The sequence below is a fragment of the Vibrio sp. LaRot3 genome (genome assembly GCF_027587025.1).
Classification (GTDB): Bacteria; Pseudomonadota; Gammaproteobacteria; order Enterobacterales; family Vibrionaceae; genus Vibrio.
Window position 1 is genome coordinate 1 of the sequence record NZ_JAPPTI010000009.1, and the last position, 20771, is coordinate 20771.

A 20771-nucleotide genomic window follows, 5' to 3' on the forward strand; every position below is an offset into this window, starting at 1 on the left:
TATATCCAAATGCTTCCCTACCTTTAGAAAGAAAAGATTCAGGCGTGCCTATTGTTCGTCCTGGATTACATGTTGAATCTTATAATGACTTTGACCCACTAAAACACGTTATTGTCGGTATTGCTGACAACCAACATATTCCTGAAGCTTGTCCAGCAAGTAATGAGAAAATTCCTGCTGATTCTCCAATGCGTGGCAGCAAAGCTGGTCGTCGTACACAGGAGTCGATTGACCGAGCAAATGAATGCCTAAACGGCTTCGCAAAAACACTTGAAGATCGTGGCATCATTGTTGACCGCCCGGGAGCTGTTGACTGGCACCAACGAATCACCACCCCTGATTTTTCAATCAGTTCTGGTTTCGGTGTTATGCCTCCACGCGACTGCCTATTAACTATGGGTAAAAGCATCCTAATGGCACCAATGAGCTTCCGAAGCCGCTACTTTGAGTACTTGGCTTACGTTGACTTATTGCGTGAATACTTTGAATCTGATCCGGAATGTATCATCGAGCAAGCGCCTCGCCCTCGTCTATCAGACGACAGCTTCCGTATGGATTATGTGGCTGCGTACGAAACGTTAACTGATGAAGAAACCATGGCTCGCTCACTCAGAAAAGAGTACAGCACCAAAGAGACTGACATCTTATTTGATGCCGCCGATGTCATGCGCTTGGGTAAAGACATCTTCGTTCAACACGGCTTAACAACGAACTTAGCGGGTATTCGTTGGATCAAGCGTAAGTACGAGCCTCAAGGCTACCGTGTACATACATTAAGTTTTGAAGATAACCACCCAATTCACATTGACGCGACCTTCTGTCCGTTACGCCCGGGCTTGATGTTATTGAACCCACACCGTCCACTATTTAAAGGACAACGCGACATCTTCGAGAAAAATGGCTGGGAAATTGTTGAAGCGGTTGCTCCTGCATGGGATACCCCACCACCACTATGTTACTCAAGCACATGGCTATCAATGAACACATTGATTCTTGACCACAAAACCGTGTGTGTTGAAGCAACTGAAACCGGACAAATGGAGCAGTTCGACAAACTCGGCTTCGAAGTTATCCCTATTGATCTTCGCGATGCTTATGCATTCGGTGGTGGTCTACACTGCGCGACTGCCGATGTATGGCGTGAAGGTAGCTGTGAAGATTACTTCTCAAACCAATTCTTTGGCGCTCATAGTGTTGAGCACTGGGAATACTAGGCTAATTATCTCCTTTTTGGGTGGCAACTTTGCCACCCTTTTTTATATCCATTCAAAAAAGCGCTTTACCTCAAGTTAGGCTGAGGTTTTATAGTCCTTGTCATTCAACGGAAACAACCAATTTGAAACCTAAAAGGAATGACAATGAAGACTATAATTCTCTTTTCCAGCGCCAATAAGCAAGGTAACACCGCCCAAGCCATCGCCGCTCTAGAAGTTGACCACGCTGTCGACCTGATTGATATTGACCAACTTTCTATCTCCCCTTTCAATTATCAAAGCGACTACCCAAACGATGATTTTTACCCTTTGGTAGAGAAAATACTTAACGCTCAAAACATCGTTTTTGCCTCACCCGTCTACTGGCATAGCGTCACCGCTCCAATGAAAGCGCTGATCGATCGCATGACAGAGCTACTGGAAGTGCCCGAATTCAAACCCAAGGCGAGAGCATTAGCAAGCAAGCGTGCCTTTGTATTGGCTAGCTCTGCTAGCCCTGAGCTATGCCCGATCTTTTCTGGATTCTTTGAAAGACTGTTTGCTTACTTTAATATGGAATTTGGTGGGGCGTTACATGCAGCAAGTCGAGATGGATTTTATGTTGACCCTCAGCAGCTTGCGCAGTTCAGCGCCAAGCTGAATCAGGCTTAATCAAAGAGACAATTAACGATGCATTCAACCATCCAACAATATTTGCAAACGCTCGCTATTGATCGTCAATTGACGGGCTTAGACCTTGTCACGCAGATCATCAAACGCCATTTAGCCACATTGCCATTTAGCAGTATTAACCCGTTGCTAAAACAGCCACTTAGCCTAGAACTCGATCAGATTGGCCAACGCTTATTAACTGATAAAACCGGTGGTTACTGCTACGAGCACCACAAGCTACTCTTTGAAGCCTTAGAACATTTAGGGTTTGAAGTGCAAAGGCTGAATGCACGGGTTCTACTTAAATCGGATAATGGCCCAAGAACACACCGAACCACTCTATTGCATTGGCAAGACAAGCAATGGTTACTCGATGTCGGTTTTGGTATTTCAACACCTAGAATACCGATTCCACTCAATGGAGAGAGCGTGCATGACAATGATCGACGCTATTTCATTGAACCATCGGCGCACAATGGTTTTACCTTGATGTGGCAACATGATGATCAAGACGCTCAGCCCCTCTATCGTTTTGATTTAGCCGAGGTAACAGAAGCAGATTACCAAATGGGCCACTTTTACTGCTCTCAATACCCGGAGTCTGCCTTTACTCAGCACCTTGTGGTCTCAAAGCTCTCTCATCATCATCGCTACCTGCTACGCCATTTAGCATTCAGTCAAACGGATTTACGTACTGGTAAAGTAGAGGAGAGCTACATCACCGATGCCGAGCAATTAAGACAAGTCTTAAAACAGTCTTTCGATTTACACGTGAGTAAAGAGCAAGCAAAAGCACTGTTTGTCAGCCAGTATCGAATGGAATAACAGTGGTGGAGAGACCCTAGAAGAATTTGCTGCGAGTGAGATCATTGCAAACACACTCACCTTATCGTCACAGTAAGTATCAAGAAATCAAAGGGTAAGTACGAAGAAATAAAATAGAGCCCTTAGGGGGAAGGGCTCTAGAGTTAGGAGCATATTTCAGGTTTAGTTATGCAACCACTAGTGTCGCTGCGTTTTTCATTGCCTCTTTGGTTGAGCATTCAACCACATTGGCATTGGCAAAGCGGTGAGCATCTTTCACTTGAATATCATGAGCCAAAATCACCAGTTTCGCGTTCGCTACATCTAAATCGGTAATTCGGTTTTGAACACCATTTTGACCTTGGGTTTCAACTTTAATCTTCAGACCAGCTGCCACGCCTGCTTTTTCTAGCGCTTTAGCTGCCATGAAAGTGTGCGCTACGCCAGATGGGCAGCAAGTAACCGCAACGATGTCGTACTCGCCTTCACCTGCTACTGGAGCCGCTTGAACAGGCGCTACTTGCACTGCTTCTTCTTCTGACTCTTCTTCCGCAACAGGTTTCCAGAAGCCAACGATCACTGCCGTTGTTAATGAGCCTAGAGCGATACCAACCACGTACATTGGGATGTTGCTTGATACAGGCGCCGTAATCAGACCGCCCCATGGAGCGTGAAGCAGCACATCAGTCAAGAAGCCAAACACACAGCCAACGATACCACCGGCTACGATTGATGGTAGAACGCGCATTGGGTCATTTGCTGCAAATGGGATAGCACCTTCAGAGATACCAATAGAACCCATGATTGCTGCCGCTTTACCTGCTTCTTGTTCTTGTTTAGTAAACTTCTTCTTGAATAGGAAAGTTGCTAGCGCCATGCCTAGTGGCGGCGTACAAATCGCAATACCTACACCGCCCATTAGCCAAGGTTGAGTATCTACCTGAGTTTGAGCAAATAGCGTTGCTACTTTGTTGATTGGACCGCCCATATCAAACGCTGTCATACCACCAAGAATCGTACCTAGCACCACTTTTGATGCGCCAGCCATTGATGCCAAGAACTCGTTCATTGACGCCATAAACAGCTTGATTGGCTCACCAATACCCCACAACACGATACCCGCAGAAATAAGTGTGCCGATAAGTGGGTAGATGAAGTACGCGCCAAGTGCTGTCATGTTAGCTGAAAGTGGGATCTTTTTAAGTTGATGTACTACACCACCAGCAATAAAGCCAGCCACGATACAACCAAGGAAACCACCGCCCATGTCTGCCATGATGCCCGATGCGATCATCGCTGGTGCCAGTGCTGGTTTATCTGCAATTGAGTAACCAATAAAGCCGCCAAGAATGATTGGGAAAAGAACCAGCCCTTTGATACCAATGTTTGAGATGTCTGCTAGCAAACCATCGGCTGGAACGGCACCTTTACCCGATGCCATGACCGCCAATGCCAGCAGTACACCGCCTGCCACGATAAATGGCAGCATGTGAGACGTACCGAACAATAGATGCCCTTTCATTGTACTGAGGAGCTTTTTAAAATCGCCACTGTCGTTAGTGGCTTGTGCTGTTAGAGTGCTCATAGTGTGTGACCTTATGAATTAATTAGAATTTCTAGGATCTGAATTTCATCTTTCGCGTTATGGATATTTTCAATAAACGTCTCTTCAAATTTGCTGAACAGCTCTTGAAGAACGTAAATGTGGTGGTCTGCGCCGTTGTCTGGTGAAGCAATCATGAAGAACACCGTTGGTTTCACGCCGTCTTCATCACCGTAATCAATACCTTCACACTTTACGCCTACCGCTATTGCAGGCTCGATAACCGCGTTGCTCTTAGCGTGAGGGTATGCAATGCCATCCATTGAAGTGACACTTAGCGATTCACGCGTCAGGATGTCGTCTAAGAAAGCCGCTTTGCTGTTAATTCGTTGGTTGTCGAGCAACATTTGAGCGAGCTCTTCAAACACTTCAGCTTTGGAAGTCGCGCTTAGCTCACGTTTGATTAATTGGGCATTGGTTAATTGGGTAAGCATGATTTAACTCTTTTATATTTACTTGATGAGTTAAATTTAAAAGAACAAAGCGACTTCAGAAATAGGAATAAAAGGCCATAAATAGTATTTTTGTATCATGGATTTTGAAGTGTGAACTATGTCCTATATAAAATAGCAGACAATAAAAAAGCCTCGCTTATTTAAAGCGAGGCTTAATAAATAAAAACATTAATCAATAATAAGCGCGAGCAACACGACCACTGCTGGTTATCTTATATTCTCCGCTCACGGCTGGAATAAATACTGATTGGCCTTTTTCTATACTGCACGTTTCACCATTTAGATGCTCAAGATAAACTGCCGCATCGATTGCCAGTAAAATCTCGGCGCTCTCCACCTCCATTCGGCGCTCTCTTGGACTGATCAAAATGGAAAATTTGAAGTCGGTAACGGGCACCGCATAGTTCAGTGCACCGTGATCGTAGTGCGGCATTAGCAAAATTGAGTCTGACGGGGTTTCCACAAACCGTGTGTTAGCTATCAGCTCCGGTACATCCAGATGCTTGTTGGTCAAACCCGCGCGCAACACATTGTCTGAATTTGCCATGATCTCCAAACCCGTACCTTTGATATACGCATGTGGCGTTTCTGCGTCCAAATACATGGCGTCTCCCGGCTCTAAGGTGACCACATTTAAGATAAGTGGAGCAAACAAGCCAATGTCATTCGGGTATTGATGAGATAGCTCTATAATCTGACTATTTAGAGTGGATGGATTGACCGTCGCAAACTCAATAAGGTCTTGAACTGCCTTCTCTTTTATCTCTCCATCCATCGTTAAAAGTTGCTCAAAAAAGTTCTGTAGACCTTGTGAGTCCGCTGATAAGGCAAACTCTTCTAGCAGAGGTTTTAACGCCGCAGAACCTACCGCTTCAAACAAGCTCAGAATCTCTGGTATGTGTCTAAAGCCATTCATCGCAGTGTATTGCGTAAGCGCATAAACGAGCTCTGGTTTATGATTTGGGTCTTTGTAATTACGATTAAATGCATCAAGCGGCGTGCCTTGACGCTCTTCTTCTGCAAAACCAAACTGCGCGCGTTGTTGGCTGGGATGAACCTGAATCGACAACGCCTTTTCGGCACACAACACCTTGAACAAAAAGGGTAGCTGCGCTGATTGGTGACCTGATTTTTCTCCTAATATCGCACTAGGGTTAGCCTTAATCACCGACGCGAGATCTTGCTGCACATCATTTATCGACACCTTAGAGCAGCCGTTAGGGTGTGCTCCCATCCATAGCTCTGCCTGCGGCACGCCCGCTGTATTTTCAATATTAAACAATTCAGAAAGTGAAGATTTGCAGCCCCATGGGTAGTTCTGAATGACGTTTTCCATTGGGAGAAATAGCAAATGATTAATAATGGTATTATTAAAGTAAGACTCTTCGACAGCGGAAGATAATAAAATAGACATGTTGTTACCTAACAATAAGAACAAGATGCCTTTTAGTTTTGATATTTTATATTCTGTGTAATAGATAAAATAAAATGCATTTACTAGATAATTAATTCACATGCGAGTAAATGTGATTTGTCGCATGATAAATATCTTTATATCACTTTTGAGCACACTGTAATTTAAAGTGATTAACTGGATTTTTGTAACATAGCGAATGAAGTGTGATCTACAGTGATAGACGCGGCATAAGTATCATTGTATATCTATGCGCTCATTCTCTTTGTGCATCTTTAAGTACGTGCTATGAACTTCCAAGTTGTGATTTCATCGGTTTTACAACAGCGCCAATCGAACCAAAACATTTGGTTTGCGGGCGACTTTCACTCTCCCCCGACATTCAGTTATCAGGTTAACTTTCCTAGGCTTGAAATTGTCTTAGACGGTGAATACATCAATGAAATGGAAAGCCATGATCGCAAAGTAGAAAAAATAACAGCAAAAGCAGGGGATGCGTTTTTCATCCCACCCAATTGCTGGAACAAACCGGATTGGGAACAAGGTTGCTCGGTTCTGAGTTTACTTTTTGGCCGCAGCCAACTTGGCCTAAGCTACGTTAGTAAGGTACGTGGTGAAGCTGGATTTAGCGATATTCAAAAACACAGTATCCAGACACGTTCTGGCTTCGCAATTGATAACATCCTAGAAGCGCTGACTTCTCTCTCTCGCGAACAAAACAAAAAGCCGATGGATGAGCTGTTACTTCAAGCGCTGCTGCAATACAGCAATACCATGCTGGATGCCCCTCTCGCCGAACCACAAAACCGCGTTAAAGATCTCTACCAAGGTATTTGTATTTACATTCAAGAGAACTTCCACCGCCCTCTTAACCGAGACTGTATTGCTTCGAGGTTTAGCCTATCGGCCAATCATCTATCACGCTTGTTCAGGCAGCAAGGCCACATGACACTGGCTGAATACATCACACGAGTTCGTATCGATCGCGCCAAATTCATGCTCAAAAAGTACAACTTCAAACTCAATGAAGTCTCTATGCGCTGCGGCTTTAAAGATGTGAACTATTTTTGCCGCGTATTTAAAAACCGCACAGGCAGAACGCCCAGTGAGTATAGAGGTGTGAACTAGCGTATGATTATTAAAACCACGCTTTAACGCCTAAATAAGCCGCGAGGTTAGGTACATTAGTAACGCTTGAAGATCGACGCTACCACGCGTTTTCAGTAGGCGTTCAACGATGTGCTCATTAAGGAGGTTACGAGTGAGTGTGGTCGCCGCGATGATTTGCTCTCGGCTAGGTGTTGATGGCAGTACAAGAGCAATCGCCATGCTTACTGGCCCCATACGCGAGTTCCAATCGATCTCATCTTCTGTCGTAATAACGGCAATCGAAACCTCATCAACACTCTCAAACACCACATGAGGCAATGCGATCCCCGGCGCAACACTGGTTGATGAGCGCTCTTCTCGCTTAATAAACGACAACAATAATTCATCAGGATTTTCTGGATAGATTAGCTTCGCCAAACCTTTTAAACATTCAAACCTCGTTAGAGGCATTTGAGCTTTGGCGTGAAACCAACGAGTTCTGCACTTGGGGCTAATTTGAGGAAAGCGCGCGGTTAGATCTGGCGTGAAATCGTAGGTAATTTGCGAACCGACTAAGACGTAATGCTCAGCCACGAGATCTTTCAATACAAAGCAGGCAAGTTCTGCATCAATGCCGGAGGCCGTGATCTGCACCAAATCACCTTGTTTTAAGGCCACTTGTAGCATCGCGACAGATTTAGATAAATCTGCATCACGGCTTTGCGTAATGTTGATAATACGCAGATGGCTTTTAAACTGACGTGCCAATCGGCAGAGTGGCTGCGCAACATGGCTGGTTGCCGATGAATCTTCAACAAAGAACGTCAGTTGGTACTCTCGGTTCATAGCGATGCCCGTTTAGTTACACATCGCGGCAGTGTTGAATAAATACCTTCTCGACATTAAGCAGTACCTCTTCCATTGGAATATAAACCGTTTTATTAGGGTCAAAACGGTGAGGTTGTTCAATCTCTATATCGGAGACAATCAACACCTTATCGGCGTGTGCAATATCAACGGCTGTCAGTTGATGCTCTACTCCCATCGCACCTTGCGTTTCTACCTTAATGGAAACATTTCGCTTTGCTGCCATCTTAGTCAACGCATCTGCTGCCATGTAAGTATGAGCAATCCCTGTTGGGCACGCCGTTACCGCTACAATCTTCATCGTTTTTCTCTTCGTAAAAAGGTCGGTAATAAAAACAAAACCATTGGATTTTATGAGCAAAACAAAACCAAGAGAAAGCGAAATATCACACTCTCACAACTTGGTTACAAAAATCCAGTTAATGGTTTTTTATTGCTATATATCGTATGGTTTTCTATCGTTAGTCTGTCCATAGTTTGAGCAAGAGTTATCACCATGGACATCACCGATTTCATTGACCTAGACACCATCTGTTTGGACCTAAAAACCACCAGCAAACAGGAGGTTTTCGAAGAGTTGGTTGATATGCTCAATAGCACCGGTAAGCTCGCCAACCGAACCTTGTTCTTAGACGCATTATGGCAGCGAGAATACATCGGTAACACCGGATTTGACGAAGGTATTGCGATTCCTCATGCCAAAAGCGCAACCGTCATTAAACCTTGTGTCGCAATAGGGATTAGCCAACAAGGCATCGATTATGGTTCAGAAACTGGCGAGTCTTCAGACGTCTTTATTATGCTCGCCTCGCCAGACAATAGCGATGAACATCATATTGAAGTACTAGCGCAAATGTCTAGCAAACTGGTTGAAGATGGCTTTGTTACAAAACTGAAGCTAGCCCAAAGCAAAGCTGAGGTGTTGGCACTATTTTCAAGCATGGAACCTGAACAACAACACTCACAAAGAGCACCAGAGCCCGAACAACCAAACTGTACTGCTCCATCCTACTGTTACCCTCTAAGAAGAATCAAAGAACACTTATTGTTTGGCACCTCACACATGATCCCGTTTGTGGTTGCGGGTGGTGTATTGCTTTCTCTCTCAGTGATGTTAAGCGGCCATGCGGGGTTGCCAGAATCAGGCTTACTTTCGGATATTGCAAAAATGGGCCAAGCGGGGCTAACGCTGTTTACCTTGGTACTGGGCGGCTATATTGCTTACTCGATTGCCGATAAGCCGGGCTTAGCTCCGGGCATGATTGGCGCATGGATTACGGTTGAGCACTACGAGACAGGTTTTCTCGGCGCCATCATTGTAGGCTTTGTAGCCGGCTTTACCATTCAAGCCCTAAAACGAATCAAGCTACCTGATAGCATGACGGCCTTGAGTGCCATATTCATCTACCCATTAATTGGCACGTTTATTACTTGTGGCGTAGTGATGTGGGGCATCGGTGCGCCTATCGCATACATCATGGAGCAGATGAACCTAATGCTTGCAGGGATGGCAGGCTCTGGCAAGGTTGTCCTTGGTAGTGTATTAGGCGCGATGACCGCCTTTGATATGGGAGGCCCTATCAACAAAATCGCCACACTGTTTGCTCAAACCCAAATCAATACTCAACCATGGTTAATGGGCGGTGTTGGCATTGCAATATGCACGCCCCCACTTGGTTTAGCGCTCGCGACTTTTCTCTCACCTAAAAAATTTAACCGTGAAGAACGCGAAGCCGGCAAAGCGGCTGGCATCATGGGTATGATTGGTATCAGCGAGGGAGCCATTCCATTTGCTGCCAGTGACCCAGCACGAGTATTACCTGCTGTGATTGCAGGCGGTATGGTAGGCAATGTGATTGGCTTTTCATTCAATGTGATTAACCACGCGCCATGGGGAGGCTGGATTGTATTACCTGTGGTGGATGGTGTAGCAGGTTACATTATCGGTACACTAGCAGGCGCAATCACAACAGCTATTATCGTTATCTTATTGAAAAAGAATGTTGAACAAGCTGATAGCGCCGCCGATAACCTCACCATTGGCAATCAAATTACGGAAGAAGGCATCGCTGATGTACTTGCGGTAACCGCGTGCCCTTCTGGCGTTGCGCACACCTTCTTGGCGGCCCGATCATTAGAAAAAGCTGCCGCGCAACAAGGAATCAAAATAAAAGTTGAAACCCAAGGCGCAAATGGTATCTCCAACCGGATTACCGCCAAAGATATTGCTCACGCTAAGTTGGTGATCTTAGCGCACGATGTCGCAGTAAAAAACGCCTCACGCTTTGATTCAATCCAAGTGGTCGATGTAGAAACCAAAGATGCCATCTATTGCGCCAAAGAGTTAGTGTGTAAGGTTTATAATCGCTAAATCATTAGACGAGTTCTTTATCGCTGTTTAACCGAGTGTTGAAAAAGGGCGTTAGACCAACCTAACGCACCTACTGTAAATTCGATTTCTTAAGCTCAATTATCCCTTAGCAATCAAGATAAAGCTCATTGGTATTTCAATACCCGCCTCTTGGTTGCGATTGTGAGTTTCAGATATATCATGACTGTACTCGATAAATCGGGAAACATTATACCCCTGCTCTATCATTGCCATCATAAGCTCTGAAATTGTCCATACAAACCAATACTGCGTTGTCGTCTCCATATCACTTTTACCTAAATAATCGAGCCCGGTTGTATCCTCATAGGGCTCATTTTTAAAATATGGCTCTATGATTTGTAATGGGTTAACTTCGGTATTGCCGTCAGTTGGCAACATTTCAGTAAATGGATGAATTTCATAAATAAATATGGTTCCACTTGGCCTTAAAATACTCTTTACCTTGGCAAAAAAGACATCGATATCAGAAATCCACCCTAAAGCACCGGAAGTAATGTATACAACGTCAAAACAAGAGTTGTAGTCACTTGGTATTTCATACACATCGGAACAAACATACTCACAACCATTGTTGGTAAGAATGGCCCTAGCTTGAGCCTCTTCAATAGCCAAATCACTGATATCAAAACCAACACAACGTCCTGCCCCCATGTTCTTCAACGACATCAATTCAATACCATTATTGCAGCACAAGTGGGCTATATCCTTACCTTTAAACCCAAGCTTGTTCCACTCTTCTAATTCAGGGCTCTTAATGACTGAATAAGAACTGTCTTGAAATGCATCATCCAGTTTAGCTTTGTTCGCTTTTTGATGTGCAGGCATTATTTGGTTCCAAGCTTTTCGGTTGGATTGAGTAAAATCTTGGATACTACGCTCATTATTTTTCATAATTTGTTCCAATTTATTGAAGATTCAATTGTGCAGCGATCTGTTCTATTTCTTGACGCCATTTTTCCTGCATCTTCGGTTTCTGACACTTAGGTTTACGCAGTAGATCTTCTTCGATCAAGGCTTCTAACTGATATAGCCTTTCCAATATGACCTCCTCCGATTCAATCTCGCTCAGTGGTTGAGGGATATTGGCATCTGCGAGTGCAAGACTCTGTTTGGCTACCGATTGCTCTGGCAATGAATCTATTTCTAAATACAGTTTTTCAAGGTCGTGCCACTCGGTTAGCTCACCGTTACTTATCAACCAAAACCGATTACAGCTTCTTTCGATCAATTCTCGATCATGGCTCACTAGCAGTACCCCTCCTTCAAACTGATTAAGCGCATCACTTAGCTCATCCTTTCCTTCTATATCAAGGTGATTCGTTGGCTCATCAAGCATCAACAAGTGGTACTCTGCCAATGATAGTCCAAGCATTAATAATCTAGAGCGCTCGCCACCACTTAACTCATGTACCCTTTGTGACTGCCTGCCATACTCAAAACCAGCACTTATTAGGGCGATTTTTCGCCTTTCTTCATTTAGGTCGGTAAAGCACTCAAGTGCCTCAATTAAAGTAGCATCATCATCTAACTGCTTTAGGCTTTGATCGTAAAAACCTAAACGGCAAAGAGGATGAAATTGAATACTATGATTATTCATCGCTTTGTCGTTATAGCTCTGCCATAACATCTTTAGCATCGATGACTTACCACTCCCATTGCTGCCAACAATGGCAACTCGATCACCGCTCTTTAACTGCTGTGCCACTACCTGAACCAGTTTTGGAGCTTCAGGAGTAGGTCTAACCGCTAAATCTGAGCATGCAACCAATCGATCTGCCTTTAAGCACTCTCCATTTAATCTAAGCTGCCAAGGCGTGCCTGCTGTGAGCTCGGTCTTTGTTTCTTTTAAACGCTCAACCCGCCGCTCCATGTTTTTCGCTTTTCTAGCCAGGTCTTCGTTGTCATAAATTCGCCCCCAATTAGCTAGTCGTTTCGCGCTTTTCTCAATACGATCAATTTCTTTTTGTTCAGCTAAGTTTCTTTGTTTTGCTGCTTCGTCAACTCTTTGCAGTTCATTTAATGCTTGAGAACAAGGCAACTGAAAATAACTCAGAGTTTTATCCCTAAGTATCCAAGTACAGTTTGTCACTCTATTCAATAAACGCCTGTCATGAGAGACAAGTACAAAGCTACCTTTCCAGTTAAGTAGAAATCGTTCTAACCATAATAAAGTAGGGAGATCGAGGTGATTACTGGGTTCATCAAGTAATAGTAGATCTGGCTGAGAAATCAGAGCTCTCGCTAATAGTAACCGTGTATGTTGCCCACCACTTAATGCGCTTGACGTTAAAAGCCAATCCGCAGGTGTAAACCCCATATCCGAAAGAATTCGTTCAGCTCGCCATTGCTCGGGAATTTGTTCTTCTTTTGGAAGCTTTGCCGTTACCGCCTCGAGCATAGAGAGATTTACCAGTTTTTCTGGCAAATGTTGTTCTACTTGCTCCATCAAGCAGTGACTTGAAAGAGTGATATCTCCAGCATGTGGTTCTTTGCTACCAAAAAGCAGTTGTAACAAGGTACTTTTACCGCATCCGTTATGGCCGACAAGGCCAATGCGGTCACCTTGTTTTAGGGTGAAAGAGAGTGCTTCAAATAAAGTTTTTGAAGGTGTATTAAAGTCAATAGATTGGGCAGATAATAAGGTGCTCATATGCTTACTCAAGTTTTAAGGCGCAAGACGCCTATCGTCAGAAATTTACTGACAATAACCTTGTAAGCTAGAGAGAAGAGACTCTAGTTAGTCTGTGTGATTTGCTACTTCGCTCAAGCTAGGTTATCGCAGCGCAGGGCTGAAAAAACTTGAGCGAGCTTCGTAAGCAAAAACGTATGCAAAAAATAATGCACACTGGTTCATGGGTTACCTCCTTATTGTCTAGTGAGTGATGGTTTACATTTTATCAATTGGGGTTAATAAGTCTACTTATAGAAATTTCACACCCATCAGTGTCATTCGCGGGGCGTCTTGCAACCCGTGAGCTTCGAGACTACCTCTAAGGGTTTTGAACGATAGTTCATGCCATGTACTCAAATGCGCTAATTCGGACTGTGACAACTTCATATTTTTGATACGCTAAGAGCGCTCGCCAAACACTTTAACGAAACCATATACGTGTCAGAATACTCTGATTAACATTAATATGAGCAACCACTATACTTACCTCGCACACATTGGTTTTTCCGAAATTTGCGAGTTTTATCTGTAGGAAAATAAAAAATAAAATAAACCTATCTTTAATTTTTCAAACCTGTATAGTGGCCCTTGCTCTGACAAAGAGTTGTTTCAAGATAAAATATAAAGTAAGTTTTCCAGCGTCATCCTTAGCAAGTCTTCTCTGTATCTCCCTTAATTCTCTATCCTAAAATAATACCTATGTTCAGTGCACCTTAATTTTAATAAGGGGCATAGTATGTCTAATAAAATAATAAAAAAACCCAATCTTTCTAGTAAAAAGATAACTAAACACAACAACTTTTCAAATAATAAAAAAGACGAAATTAACAGCCTACTTCAGAGAATATCAAGTGGTCAACGTGGTGTGGTTTTGGAGATATCATATTGAAGAATAATGGCAGAAAGAAAATTAGGTTTAAACTAAAAAAAGGCAAATCAAATAGCGGAACAGACACCTTAACGCACAGACTAGATTCTACGGCCTAATCATTGCACACAAAGTTGATTGAACCATATAGATAGCAATGAACAAATATAGCTGCATGAAGCAAAGCACCTTCATTGGCTTTTACACCTTACTTTGTCACACCCCCATTACTCAAATTTTGAGATTACTCGATCTATAAATTCGGCTAACTCATTAAAAACACCTTTCATGCTTACAATGAACGGCATTGCCAATTGGCACTCTCTCATTTGCACGATGGCAATTATCGCAATTGGCTGTACGATGCTTCTAAGCAGTAGCCCTGCCAATGCCTTAGCGGACTTCAAAGAAAACGCAGGTATTGCTAGTGGCCTATACACTGCAACAACCTTCGGTGCTGGCGCACTTACCTCTGCGCTTTTCACCAAATTAGTGGACAGCACCAACCTAACTCAAGTGTCTTTGGTTTATGCGCTGAATGCCGCATTCGCTCTCATTATCTTTGCTGTAAATAAAACCGTTAAGCAGGACGCTAAGTAGTGAGCCTCATGTGACACAAGGGGCTGTTTGTTTACAGCCCTCTATGCTAAATCAGTGCCTTTGCGTCCTTGAGTTGTGAAACCTGACGTAACAATGCTTCCGTAGCAGTATCGATTTTTTCAGGGTTCGTTTTGATGGAAAGAGCTTCTTTAGGTTTTTCATTTAAAAAATAAGCGATTCGCTCCGCATTGGCTCCTGATGGGTGCGGTAAACCACTTAGCACTTGGTTTGATTTAATCACGCCGCTTTGTACACAAAATTGAAGCGCCTCTTCAACCTTTGGCCCAAGAGGAACATAGATAGTGTCATCAGCGAAGTTTTCAAACTCCGTAAGTAAATGTGTTTCGAGCTGATTACGTAACACGGGGTTAGACAACATTGAAGGTGTACCACTGTAATTCTTCCCTGCCTTAAATACAGGGTACCTTAGAGCAGATGTGTAGTGAACCAAATGACTGCTTTTGCCAAACAATTCTGATGTCGTTGAAAGACCTAATACTTGATTAATACCGACAAAATCGAGTAAACGGATTAAGTTTGAACGCATTGGCCCACCAAAACTCGCCGTATTCTTCGCTGCAAGTTTGGCTTCCTCAATCGAAGCGCCGTTTTTAAGCTGTTTGGTTGCTTCTTCTAACGCCAAAACCGCTTGCTGAAACCCTGGGGTGATACCACATATAACAATCTTTGCATTGGCATTAATGTAATCGAATGGTGCGTAGTACACTGAAATATTTCCCGATTGTTCAAGCAATAGGCTATTAGGTAACTCTTTGTTACCAATGCGAAGTTCAAGGGATTTAAGCGTATCCAAATAGTTTTCGAACATAATATTAATCTTTTAGAGAGTTGGGGTAAAAAGATAGAAAAATTGAGTATGAATATAGATAGGCTCAACCTACAGCTTTAAACAGCAGGCTAACTGTCGCGCACTCATACTTTTACAAATAGTGAATATCGATGAATTATTGAGATTTATTCTCTGTGTTTAACAGCGTTTCTGTTCTTCTACACTTTAACTCTTTTGCAAAATCTAGACCTAAGTTGATACGCCCTCTCCGTCGTTGAGGCTGAATTTTTATGGTCGCAACGATATTGTCATTTTCATCTAACAGAAGTACTGACTCATTCACTTTTCTCGAAATAGAAAGCATACGTTTAGCCCTCTACATTTGATATTGATTGATAATCAAGACCACGAGTAGGAACGAATTTACGTTTTTTAAAAAGCTTAACTCTCGCCTCCTCAATAGGAATAATAGAATTATTGCCCTCTTTGATAACCTTGAGCGGGTTTGCTTTATTACAGATTTCATTTCTAACAGCACCCACATGGCTAAACCCCGCTAAGAGCGCATACTCTAACGTTGTTAAATCCGTCGGATGCGACAAAGGAAATAACGAATTTGCAGAAAACTCTTCTTCAATATCGATATTTAGATCGAGCTTTAATCTTGCTAAGACTTTATAGGCAAGCTGTTTACCCAATTGTTGTATTGCGAGATCCTCATTTCCGAACGTACCAGCGTGAACCAGAAAAGCATCACATAGGCTAGTCCACCTAAAAACTTGCATTAATGGGTCATGGTAGTGACCTGCTTTGATCTCATCATAGTTAAGTCCAAATTCAGCATACTCCCAAAGGAAAAACATGGTTTCTCCTAGGTATGATTTTTTCACTGCTGCGACTTCTTCAACACTGTTATTCCAGTGGATAAACAGTTCATCAGGCCACTCACCTGTATTAGCGAGAGCTGCTGTTTGATTGATACAAGTTAGTGTGTAGTGACTGTATTCGTTTAAGTCATCAAGACTGATTGAACTTAACAACTTCTCATTTTTGTTCGTAGATTTTTTCATCAAAGTAGCGAATCTAAACAATTTATTACGTTGACAGCATCATAATTCTTTATTTATGATGTTGTCAACGTAATAAATTAATGTAAAAACCGATGAAAAGAATAAATGATCTAGACGCAGTTAAGATTTTGAACAACTCAGAGCCACTGGTACAGCTACATAGAAAAGACAACACAAACAAATTTTGGTCGTATAAGATGCGTAGTGGGAGTCTTGCTGAATTCGCGTTCGATCCAAACACAAAAACCAAGCTGATCGTGAGATTTGATCAAATGCCGCCTCGTTTAGCAGGTGTGGGCAAAGTTGAGGACATTAGAAATAAAAGTGTGTCCACTGCGCTGAAAAGAGTGTTTTCAGGTAGAGAGCATGTAGCAAAATACAAAGCTGAGATTGAAAGTGAAGAGTGCTTACTGGCAACTTTAAAGGCACTCCGTTGATAGTGCATGACTTACCAATTAGGTGGCGTACTGGAACTCGTATTAAACATGAGCCGCTCAGCATGACAGAGACGCAAGGTTCAAATTGAACATCATCACGAATCACATGCGCTCCAAGACTCAGCCATACTGTTGGGTCTTTTCTTTTTAAGCTCAAATTCTAGATATGAGAATGCCTAACCCATTATGAAAAAATTATCGGTTTAACGAGGAAACAAAAATAGAAATAGGTAAGTAAACTAGGGGAGATTTACTGAAGGTATTAATGAACGTCTATGCGCTGCATAGCGTGGAGGAAAACAAAAGATCTCACTCCACTGGGGAGCAAGATCTCTATGATATGCTTACAGTACTGTAACGTCAGCAGCTTGTGGGCCTTTGCCACCTTGCTCTACGTTAAAAGATACTTTTTGGCCTTCAGTTAGAGTTTTGAAGCCATCGCTAACAATCGCACGGAAGTGAACGAATACGTCTGCGCTGCCGTTATCTGGTGCGATAAAGCCAAAGCCTTTAGTTTCGTTAAACCATTTTACTGTGCCAGTTGTTTTATTAGACATGTATATCTCGATAAATTAATTAAGTTAAAAATGGGAGCTACTAAATAAGGCTTGAAGCAAAAGGTATCGCAGGATAGATATGACGAATCAAATCGAAAGGAACTGAGAAGGTCTTGAACTCAATAGGTTATCAATAGCTCACTGTTTGAGCTAGATAACACTATACACGGTGTAAATAAAATAGATATAGTTTTCTTTGCCTATTTTTATTTTTCATATAAATCATAATGTTAATAACAGCCCCCTTAATGCACCTCCCGTGGATTCCCCTTCAATCGATAACAAACATCATGTTACAGTGCCTTATTATTACGGATATACCGACCCAAAAAGTTGATGTGAGCAACCTTCATCAACCTAAATCAGCCGATCGCCATGACTAAAAAAAACAACTTAGCCCTATTCGATTTTGATGGCACGTTGACCAATCAAGACGCCTATACCGCGTTTTTATTTTATGCCACACCCAAGGTTCGCTTGGCATTAGGAATGTTGTTCGTTTGGCCAATTGTCTTGCTGTATAAATGGGGAAAGTTACCTGCCAGCAAAACTCGGCCAGTATTATCGCGCGTCGCGTTTTGGCTGCGCAGTGTTGAAAAGGTGAACCAAATTGCGGAGCGTTACAATCAAGAGTTTCTCTCTCAAGTCATACGCCCTAATGCCTTGGAACGTTTACAGTGGCATCAACAACAAGGCGACGACATTTACGTGGTATCCGCCTCACTTAGCCCTTATTTGCAAATATGGTGCAAACAACATGGCGTCAACTTACTGTGTAGCAAGCTAGAACAAAAAGACCAACGCTATACTGGCCGCTATGTGCACGGTGATTGCAGTTTAGAAAATAAGGTGAAGGCGATTCATAGAGCTGTGAATCTAGACGACTACAAGCGAATTTATGCCTATGGTGATACCTATGAAGACAGGCCAATGCTTGGGCTAGCGGATGAACGTTATTATTGTTGGCGCAAAGAAGAATAGCAGGTCAAACATGGGCAGCTGCCTGCCCATGCTGAATGAATGTTTACAGCCCTTTTTGATACTGCTTATTAAGCGTTGGTGTAACCACCTGATGCAATTGCTCTGCGCTGCAGTGATGCTCTTGTTTGTCTAGTGCGGCAAGGAATAGCTCAATCAACTCACTCTTACTCACCATCACTTTGGTCTCGGTTTCAATCTGACGCAAATCCACCATTACATCCGTCAGCAAATGCCCAAGCTGCTCGATGACTTCCAAATTGAGTACGTTATGCTCACTGTATAAACTGTTGTGGCTGCCTTTCTGTTTGTGAACAATGTAAGGCGCATCTTTCAGGTTAATGATGGACGTTCGCTTACTGCAACGCTTCAAACAGCCTTTGTTCAGCTTGATTTTCTTACAACCTGACGTTTGCTGGAATAAGCACTGGCGACTGGTCAACAAAGTGTTTGGTCGGTACACATTATAGAAAGTGCGCATCCCTTCAGGGCGTTTGAGATGGCGCATCTGCTTAAAGTTAAGCTCTTCAGATAAAAACGCCCCTGCTGCACGATACTCTTGCTGCAAACAATGCAAAGCGTAAGAGTTGGTTGTGTTCATCTGTGAGCCTGCGATCCAATTCAGCGACAATTTAGCTGCGAGATGACCAACACCTGCATTATTGGTGATGAGCGTACTCGGCTTCACCTCTGCGAGGAAACGCTCTACTGCAAGATAGTCATCATTTAGCATGATGGCAGGAAACCACGGCTTAAGCATGGTGTTAGCTTGAAATAGGGCAATTAAATCATCACATTGAGCAGCAAAATCCATCGGTATTTGCAGATACACATCCACCTCTGGATGCTGACACTGTGGTAAATCTTCGATTGACGAGATAAGGACCGACAATCGAGTCTGCTGCACAGGGTCGGCTTTTGCTAACGGGATCATTTCAGGTACATCAATCGCCCCTTTCAAGCTACTGCCGGAGTGAACACCTTCCAGCGCAAAACTCGATGTTTCACGTTCAACCTTTTGAATGATGTCCGTTTTGGCATCATAAAGCTCTTTCTTTACCGCGCTAATTTGCGACTCAGTAGTGCATTGGTAAATGGTTGAGAAATGCTTAACCGCATGATCACGCGGGTTATCGATGTACATGTGCTTACCGATTTCACCATTGAGGAAACCGTTAGTGAAATCTCGGTTAAATACGGTGTAGAGTGAGCGCGTGTCGGTCAATAACGGCTGACTATCACATAAGCGATCGATCTGCTGACGCCAATTATCCACCACAGTATAAACATAATGGGATTTTTTGATTCGGCCTTCCACTTTCAACGAGTAAACGCCTGCTTCGGCTAATGCCGTTAAATCACCAAAAGCCGAATTGTCTTTCATGTTGAGTGGATAGTGATTACCGGTTTCGGTGGTTTGGTATTGCTCTCGACATGGTTGGCTACAGCGGCCACGGTTACCCGACGCGCCATTGCGTGCAGAACTAATGTAACACAAACCCGAAAAACCAATACAGTAAGAGCCGTGAACAAACACTTCCATTAATACATTGTGCTGATGGCCAAACTGCGCCAAGTGAGCAATTTCATTAATGTTCAATTCGCGGGAAAGGTTTACTCGGCTTGCCCCGAGCTGGTTTAAAAACAGAACCTGCCCTTCATTGTGCGTATTTAGCTGGGTAGAAGCATGCACATCCAAATCAGGAAAATGGTGTTTTAGAATATAGCCTAAGCCAAGATCTTGAATGATCACGCCGTCGATCTGTGTGGTATTGAGCTGACTCAGCAAACGCACAATTGCAGCGATCTCACTTTCCAAAATCAGCACATTCAAGGTAAGAAAGATTTTGCACTGATGCTGATGAGCAAGCGCCAAGACACTATTAAGGTTTTCTAGAGTTAAGTTGGTTGCTCGGTTACGCGCATTAAAGCGGTCCAAGCCGCAGTATATCGCATCAGCACCGGCGGCAATCGCCGCTTTAATTGACTCTAAATCTCCCCCAGGGGCTAACAATTCAAATTGCTCTCGTTTCACAGACTGTCTCTAATCTTGGCCATTATTCTAAACGGCACGTATCTTACGGGTTTCAGCTCTGTGATGCGCAATTAGTTAACCTTTTATTAATCTGGGTCAAAGGCAAACTGAAGTTCAAGCCATGTGCAAAATACATTAAATTACTCACAATACTTTTCGTAACAAACAATAAATATCTAAGAACCGCTTTACGACATTGCTCACATTTTATCCTAAACCTCCTTTTTCTTAAGAAGATTAATTATTAATATATCCTCAAAATAATGAAGATATAAA

The 20771-nt window shown here is 43.0% G+C and carries 19 protein-coding genes; 8 read left to right on the top strand and 11 right to left on the bottom strand.

Annotation, left to right across the window (positions count from 1 at the left end; all coding sequences use genetic code 11):
- The 3 genes from OH461_RS15400 to OH461_RS15410 form a co-directional block, all read left to right on the top strand.
- Positions 1-1214 (top strand): serine/threonine protein kinase (locus OH461_RS15400; RefSeq protein ID WP_270021459.1); only part of this gene is annotated, 1214 nt, incomplete at its 5' end.
- A gap of 144 nt (positions 1215-1358) precedes the next feature.
- Positions 1359-1865, top strand: a complete 507-nt coding sequence (locus OH461_RS15405; protein WP_270021460.1) for a flavodoxin family protein — start codon at positions 1359-1361, stop codon at positions 1863-1865.
- Between the two features lie 18 nt (positions 1866-1883).
- Positions 1884-2690: an arylamine N-acetyltransferase family protein gene (locus tag OH461_RS15410; protein WP_270021461.1), complete on the top strand. Its 807-nt coding sequence runs from the start codon at positions 1884-1886 to the stop codon at positions 2688-2690.
- Positions 2691-2856: 166 nt separating this feature from the next.
- Here the strand turns inward: OH461_RS15410 and OH461_RS15415 are convergent, their stop codons facing one another.
- From OH461_RS15415 to manA, 3 genes are all read right to left on the bottom strand, one after another.
- Complete coding sequence (locus tag OH461_RS15415) at positions 2857-4254, bottom strand: fructose-specific PTS transporter subunit EIIC (RefSeq protein WP_270021462.1); 1398 nt, start codon at positions 4252-4254, stop codon at positions 2857-2859.
- 11 nt (positions 4255-4265) lie between these two features.
- Positions 4266-4706: a PTS sugar transporter subunit IIA gene (locus tag OH461_RS15420; protein ID WP_270021464.1), complete on the bottom strand. Its 441-nt coding sequence runs from the start codon at positions 4704-4706 to the stop codon at positions 4266-4268.
- 193 nt (positions 4707-4899) lie between these two features.
- Positions 4900-6063 (bottom strand): mannose-6-phosphate isomerase, class I, encoded by a 1164-nt coding sequence (manA, locus tag OH461_RS15425; RefSeq protein ID WP_270021563.1) that lies wholly within the window; start codon positions 6061-6063, stop codon positions 4900-4902.
- 366 nt (positions 6064-6429) lie between these two features.
- On the opposite strand from manA, the gene OH461_RS15430 reads away from it, so the two are divergent.
- Positions 6430-7269, top strand: a complete 840-nt coding sequence (locus OH461_RS15430) for a helix-turn-helix transcriptional regulator (RefSeq protein WP_270021465.1) — start codon at positions 6430-6432, stop codon at positions 7267-7269.
- A 30-nt stretch (positions 7270-7299) separates the two neighbouring features.
- On the opposite strand, the gene OH461_RS15435 is transcribed toward OH461_RS15430, so the two are convergent.
- Together OH461_RS15435 and OH461_RS15440 are read right to left on the bottom strand one after the other, a co-directional pair.
- Positions 7300-8076, bottom strand: coding sequence for a PTS sugar transporter subunit IIA (locus tag OH461_RS15435; protein WP_270021466.1), 777 nt, complete (start codon positions 8074-8076; stop codon positions 7300-7302).
- Positions 8077-8092: 16 nt separating this feature from the next.
- The gene (locus OH461_RS15440; protein ID WP_270021467.1) at positions 8093-8398 is read right to left on the bottom strand and encodes a PTS fructose transporter subunit IIB; all 306 of its coding nucleotides are present in this window, start codon (positions 8396-8398) and stop codon (positions 8093-8095) included.
- Between the two features lie 195 nt (positions 8399-8593).
- Here OH461_RS15440 and OH461_RS15445 point away from each other — a divergent pair, with 195 nt between their 5' ends.
- Complete coding sequence (locus OH461_RS15445; RefSeq protein WP_270021468.1) at positions 8594-10468, top strand: fructose-specific PTS transporter subunit EIIC; 1875 nt, start codon at positions 8594-8596, stop codon at positions 10466-10468.
- A gap of 99 nt (positions 10469-10567) precedes the next feature.
- Here the strand turns inward: OH461_RS15445 and OH461_RS15450 are convergent, their stop codons facing one another.
- Complete coding sequence (locus tag OH461_RS15450; protein WP_270021469.1) at positions 10568-11380, bottom strand: class I SAM-dependent methyltransferase; 813 nt, start codon at positions 11378-11380, stop codon at positions 10568-10570.
- Between the two features lie 13 nt (positions 11381-11393).
- Positions 11394-13139, bottom strand: coding sequence for an ABC-F family ATP-binding cassette domain-containing protein (locus tag OH461_RS15455; protein ID WP_270021470.1), 1746 nt, complete (start codon positions 13137-13139; stop codon positions 11394-11396).
- A gap of 1177 nt (positions 13140-14316) precedes the next feature.
- Here OH461_RS15455 and OH461_RS15460 point away from each other — a divergent pair.
- Positions 14317-14628 (top strand): hypothetical protein, encoded by a 312-nt coding sequence (locus OH461_RS15460; RefSeq protein WP_270021471.1) that lies wholly within the window; start codon positions 14317-14319, stop codon positions 14626-14628.
- Positions 14629-14674: 46 nt separating this feature from the next.
- Here the strand turns inward: OH461_RS15460 and OH461_RS15465 are convergent, their stop codons facing one another.
- Positions 14675-15457, bottom strand: coding sequence for a hypothetical protein (locus tag OH461_RS15465; protein ID WP_270021472.1), 783 nt, complete (start codon positions 15455-15457; stop codon positions 14675-14677).
- A 329-nt stretch (positions 15458-15786) separates the two neighbouring features.
- A complete protein-coding gene (locus OH461_RS15470) occupies positions 15787-16488 on the bottom strand; it encodes a hypothetical protein (RefSeq protein WP_270021473.1) in 702 nt (233 codons plus the stop codon).
- Between the two features lie 92 nt (positions 16489-16580).
- Between OH461_RS15470 and OH461_RS15475 the strand changes: the two genes are divergently transcribed.
- Positions 16581-16925: a hypothetical protein gene (locus OH461_RS15475; protein WP_270021474.1), complete on the top strand. Its 345-nt coding sequence runs from the start codon at positions 16581-16583 to the stop codon at positions 16923-16925.
- A gap of 344 nt (positions 16926-17269) precedes the next feature.
- On the opposite strand, the gene cspE is transcribed toward OH461_RS15475, so the two are convergent.
- Positions 17270-17482, bottom strand: coding sequence for a transcription antiterminator/RNA stability regulator CspE (gene cspE / locus OH461_RS15480; protein ID WP_270021475.1), 213 nt, complete (start codon positions 17480-17482; stop codon positions 17270-17272).
- Between the two features lie 375 nt (positions 17483-17857).
- Here cspE and OH461_RS15485 point away from each other — a divergent pair, with 375 nt between their 5' ends.
- Positions 17858-18463: an HAD family hydrolase gene (locus tag OH461_RS15485; protein WP_270021476.1), complete on the top strand. Its 606-nt coding sequence runs from the start codon at positions 17858-17860 to the stop codon at positions 18461-18463.
- Positions 18464-18506: 43 nt separating this feature from the next.
- Here OH461_RS15485 and OH461_RS15490 read toward each other — a convergent pair whose 3' ends face one another.
- Positions 18507-20495, bottom strand: coding sequence for a peptidase U32 family protein (locus OH461_RS15490; RefSeq protein WP_270021477.1), 1989 nt, complete (start codon positions 20493-20495; stop codon positions 18507-18509).
- Positions 20496-20771: the final 276 nt, after the last annotated feature.

Coding starts and splice junctions, on each gene's coding strand:
- OH461_RS15405 (WP_270021460.1), top strand. CDS start 1,359: ATGAAGACTATAATTCTCTTTTCCAGCGCCAATAAGCAAGGTAACACC.
- OH461_RS15410 (WP_270021461.1), top strand. CDS start 1,884: ATGCATTCAACCATCCAACAATATTTGCAAACGCTCGCTATTGATCGT.
- OH461_RS15415 (WP_270021462.1), bottom strand. CDS start 4,254: ATGAGCACTCTAACAGCACAAGCCACTAACGACAGTGGCGATTTTAAA.
- OH461_RS15420 (WP_270021464.1), bottom strand. CDS start 4,706: ATGCTTACCCAATTAACCAATGCCCAATTAATCAAACGTGAGCTAAGC.
- manA (WP_270021563.1), bottom strand. CDS start 6,063: ATGGAAAACGTCATTCAGAACTACCCATGGGGCTGCAAATCTTCACTT.
- OH461_RS15430 (WP_270021465.1), top strand. CDS start 6,430: ATGAACTTCCAAGTTGTGATTTCATCGGTTTTACAACAGCGCCAATCG.
- OH461_RS15435 (WP_270021466.1), bottom strand. CDS start 8,076: ATGAACCGAGAGTACCAACTGACGTTCTTTGTTGAAGATTCATCGGCA.
- OH461_RS15440 (WP_270021467.1), bottom strand. CDS start 8,398: ATGAAGATTGTAGCGGTAACGGCGTGCCCAACAGGGATTGCTCATACT.
- OH461_RS15445 (WP_270021468.1), top strand. CDS start 8,594: ATGGACATCACCGATTTCATTGACCTAGACACCATCTGTTTGGACCTA.
- OH461_RS15450 (WP_270021469.1), bottom strand. CDS start 11,380: ATGAAAAATAATGAGCGTAGTATCCAAGATTTTACTCAATCCAACCGA.
- OH461_RS15455 (WP_270021470.1), bottom strand. CDS start 13,139: ATGAGCACCTTATTATCTGCCCAATCTATTGACTTTAATACACCTTCA.
- OH461_RS15460 (WP_270021471.1), top strand. CDS start 14,317: ATGCTTACAATGAACGGCATTGCCAATTGGCACTCTCTCATTTGCACG.
- OH461_RS15465 (WP_270021472.1), bottom strand. CDS start 15,457: ATGTTCGAAAACTATTTGGATACGCTTAAATCCCTTGAACTTCGCATT.
- OH461_RS15470 (WP_270021473.1), bottom strand. CDS start 16,488: ATGAAAAAATCTACGAACAAAAATGAGAAGTTGTTAAGTTCAATCAGT.
- OH461_RS15475 (WP_270021474.1), top strand. CDS start 16,581: ATGAAAAGAATAAATGATCTAGACGCAGTTAAGATTTTGAACAACTCA.
- cspE (WP_270021475.1), bottom strand. CDS start 17,482: ATGTCTAATAAAACAACTGGCACAGTAAAATGGTTTAACGAAACTAAA.
- OH461_RS15485 (WP_270021476.1), top strand. CDS start 17,858: ATGACTAAAAAAAACAACTTAGCCCTATTCGATTTTGATGGCACGTTG.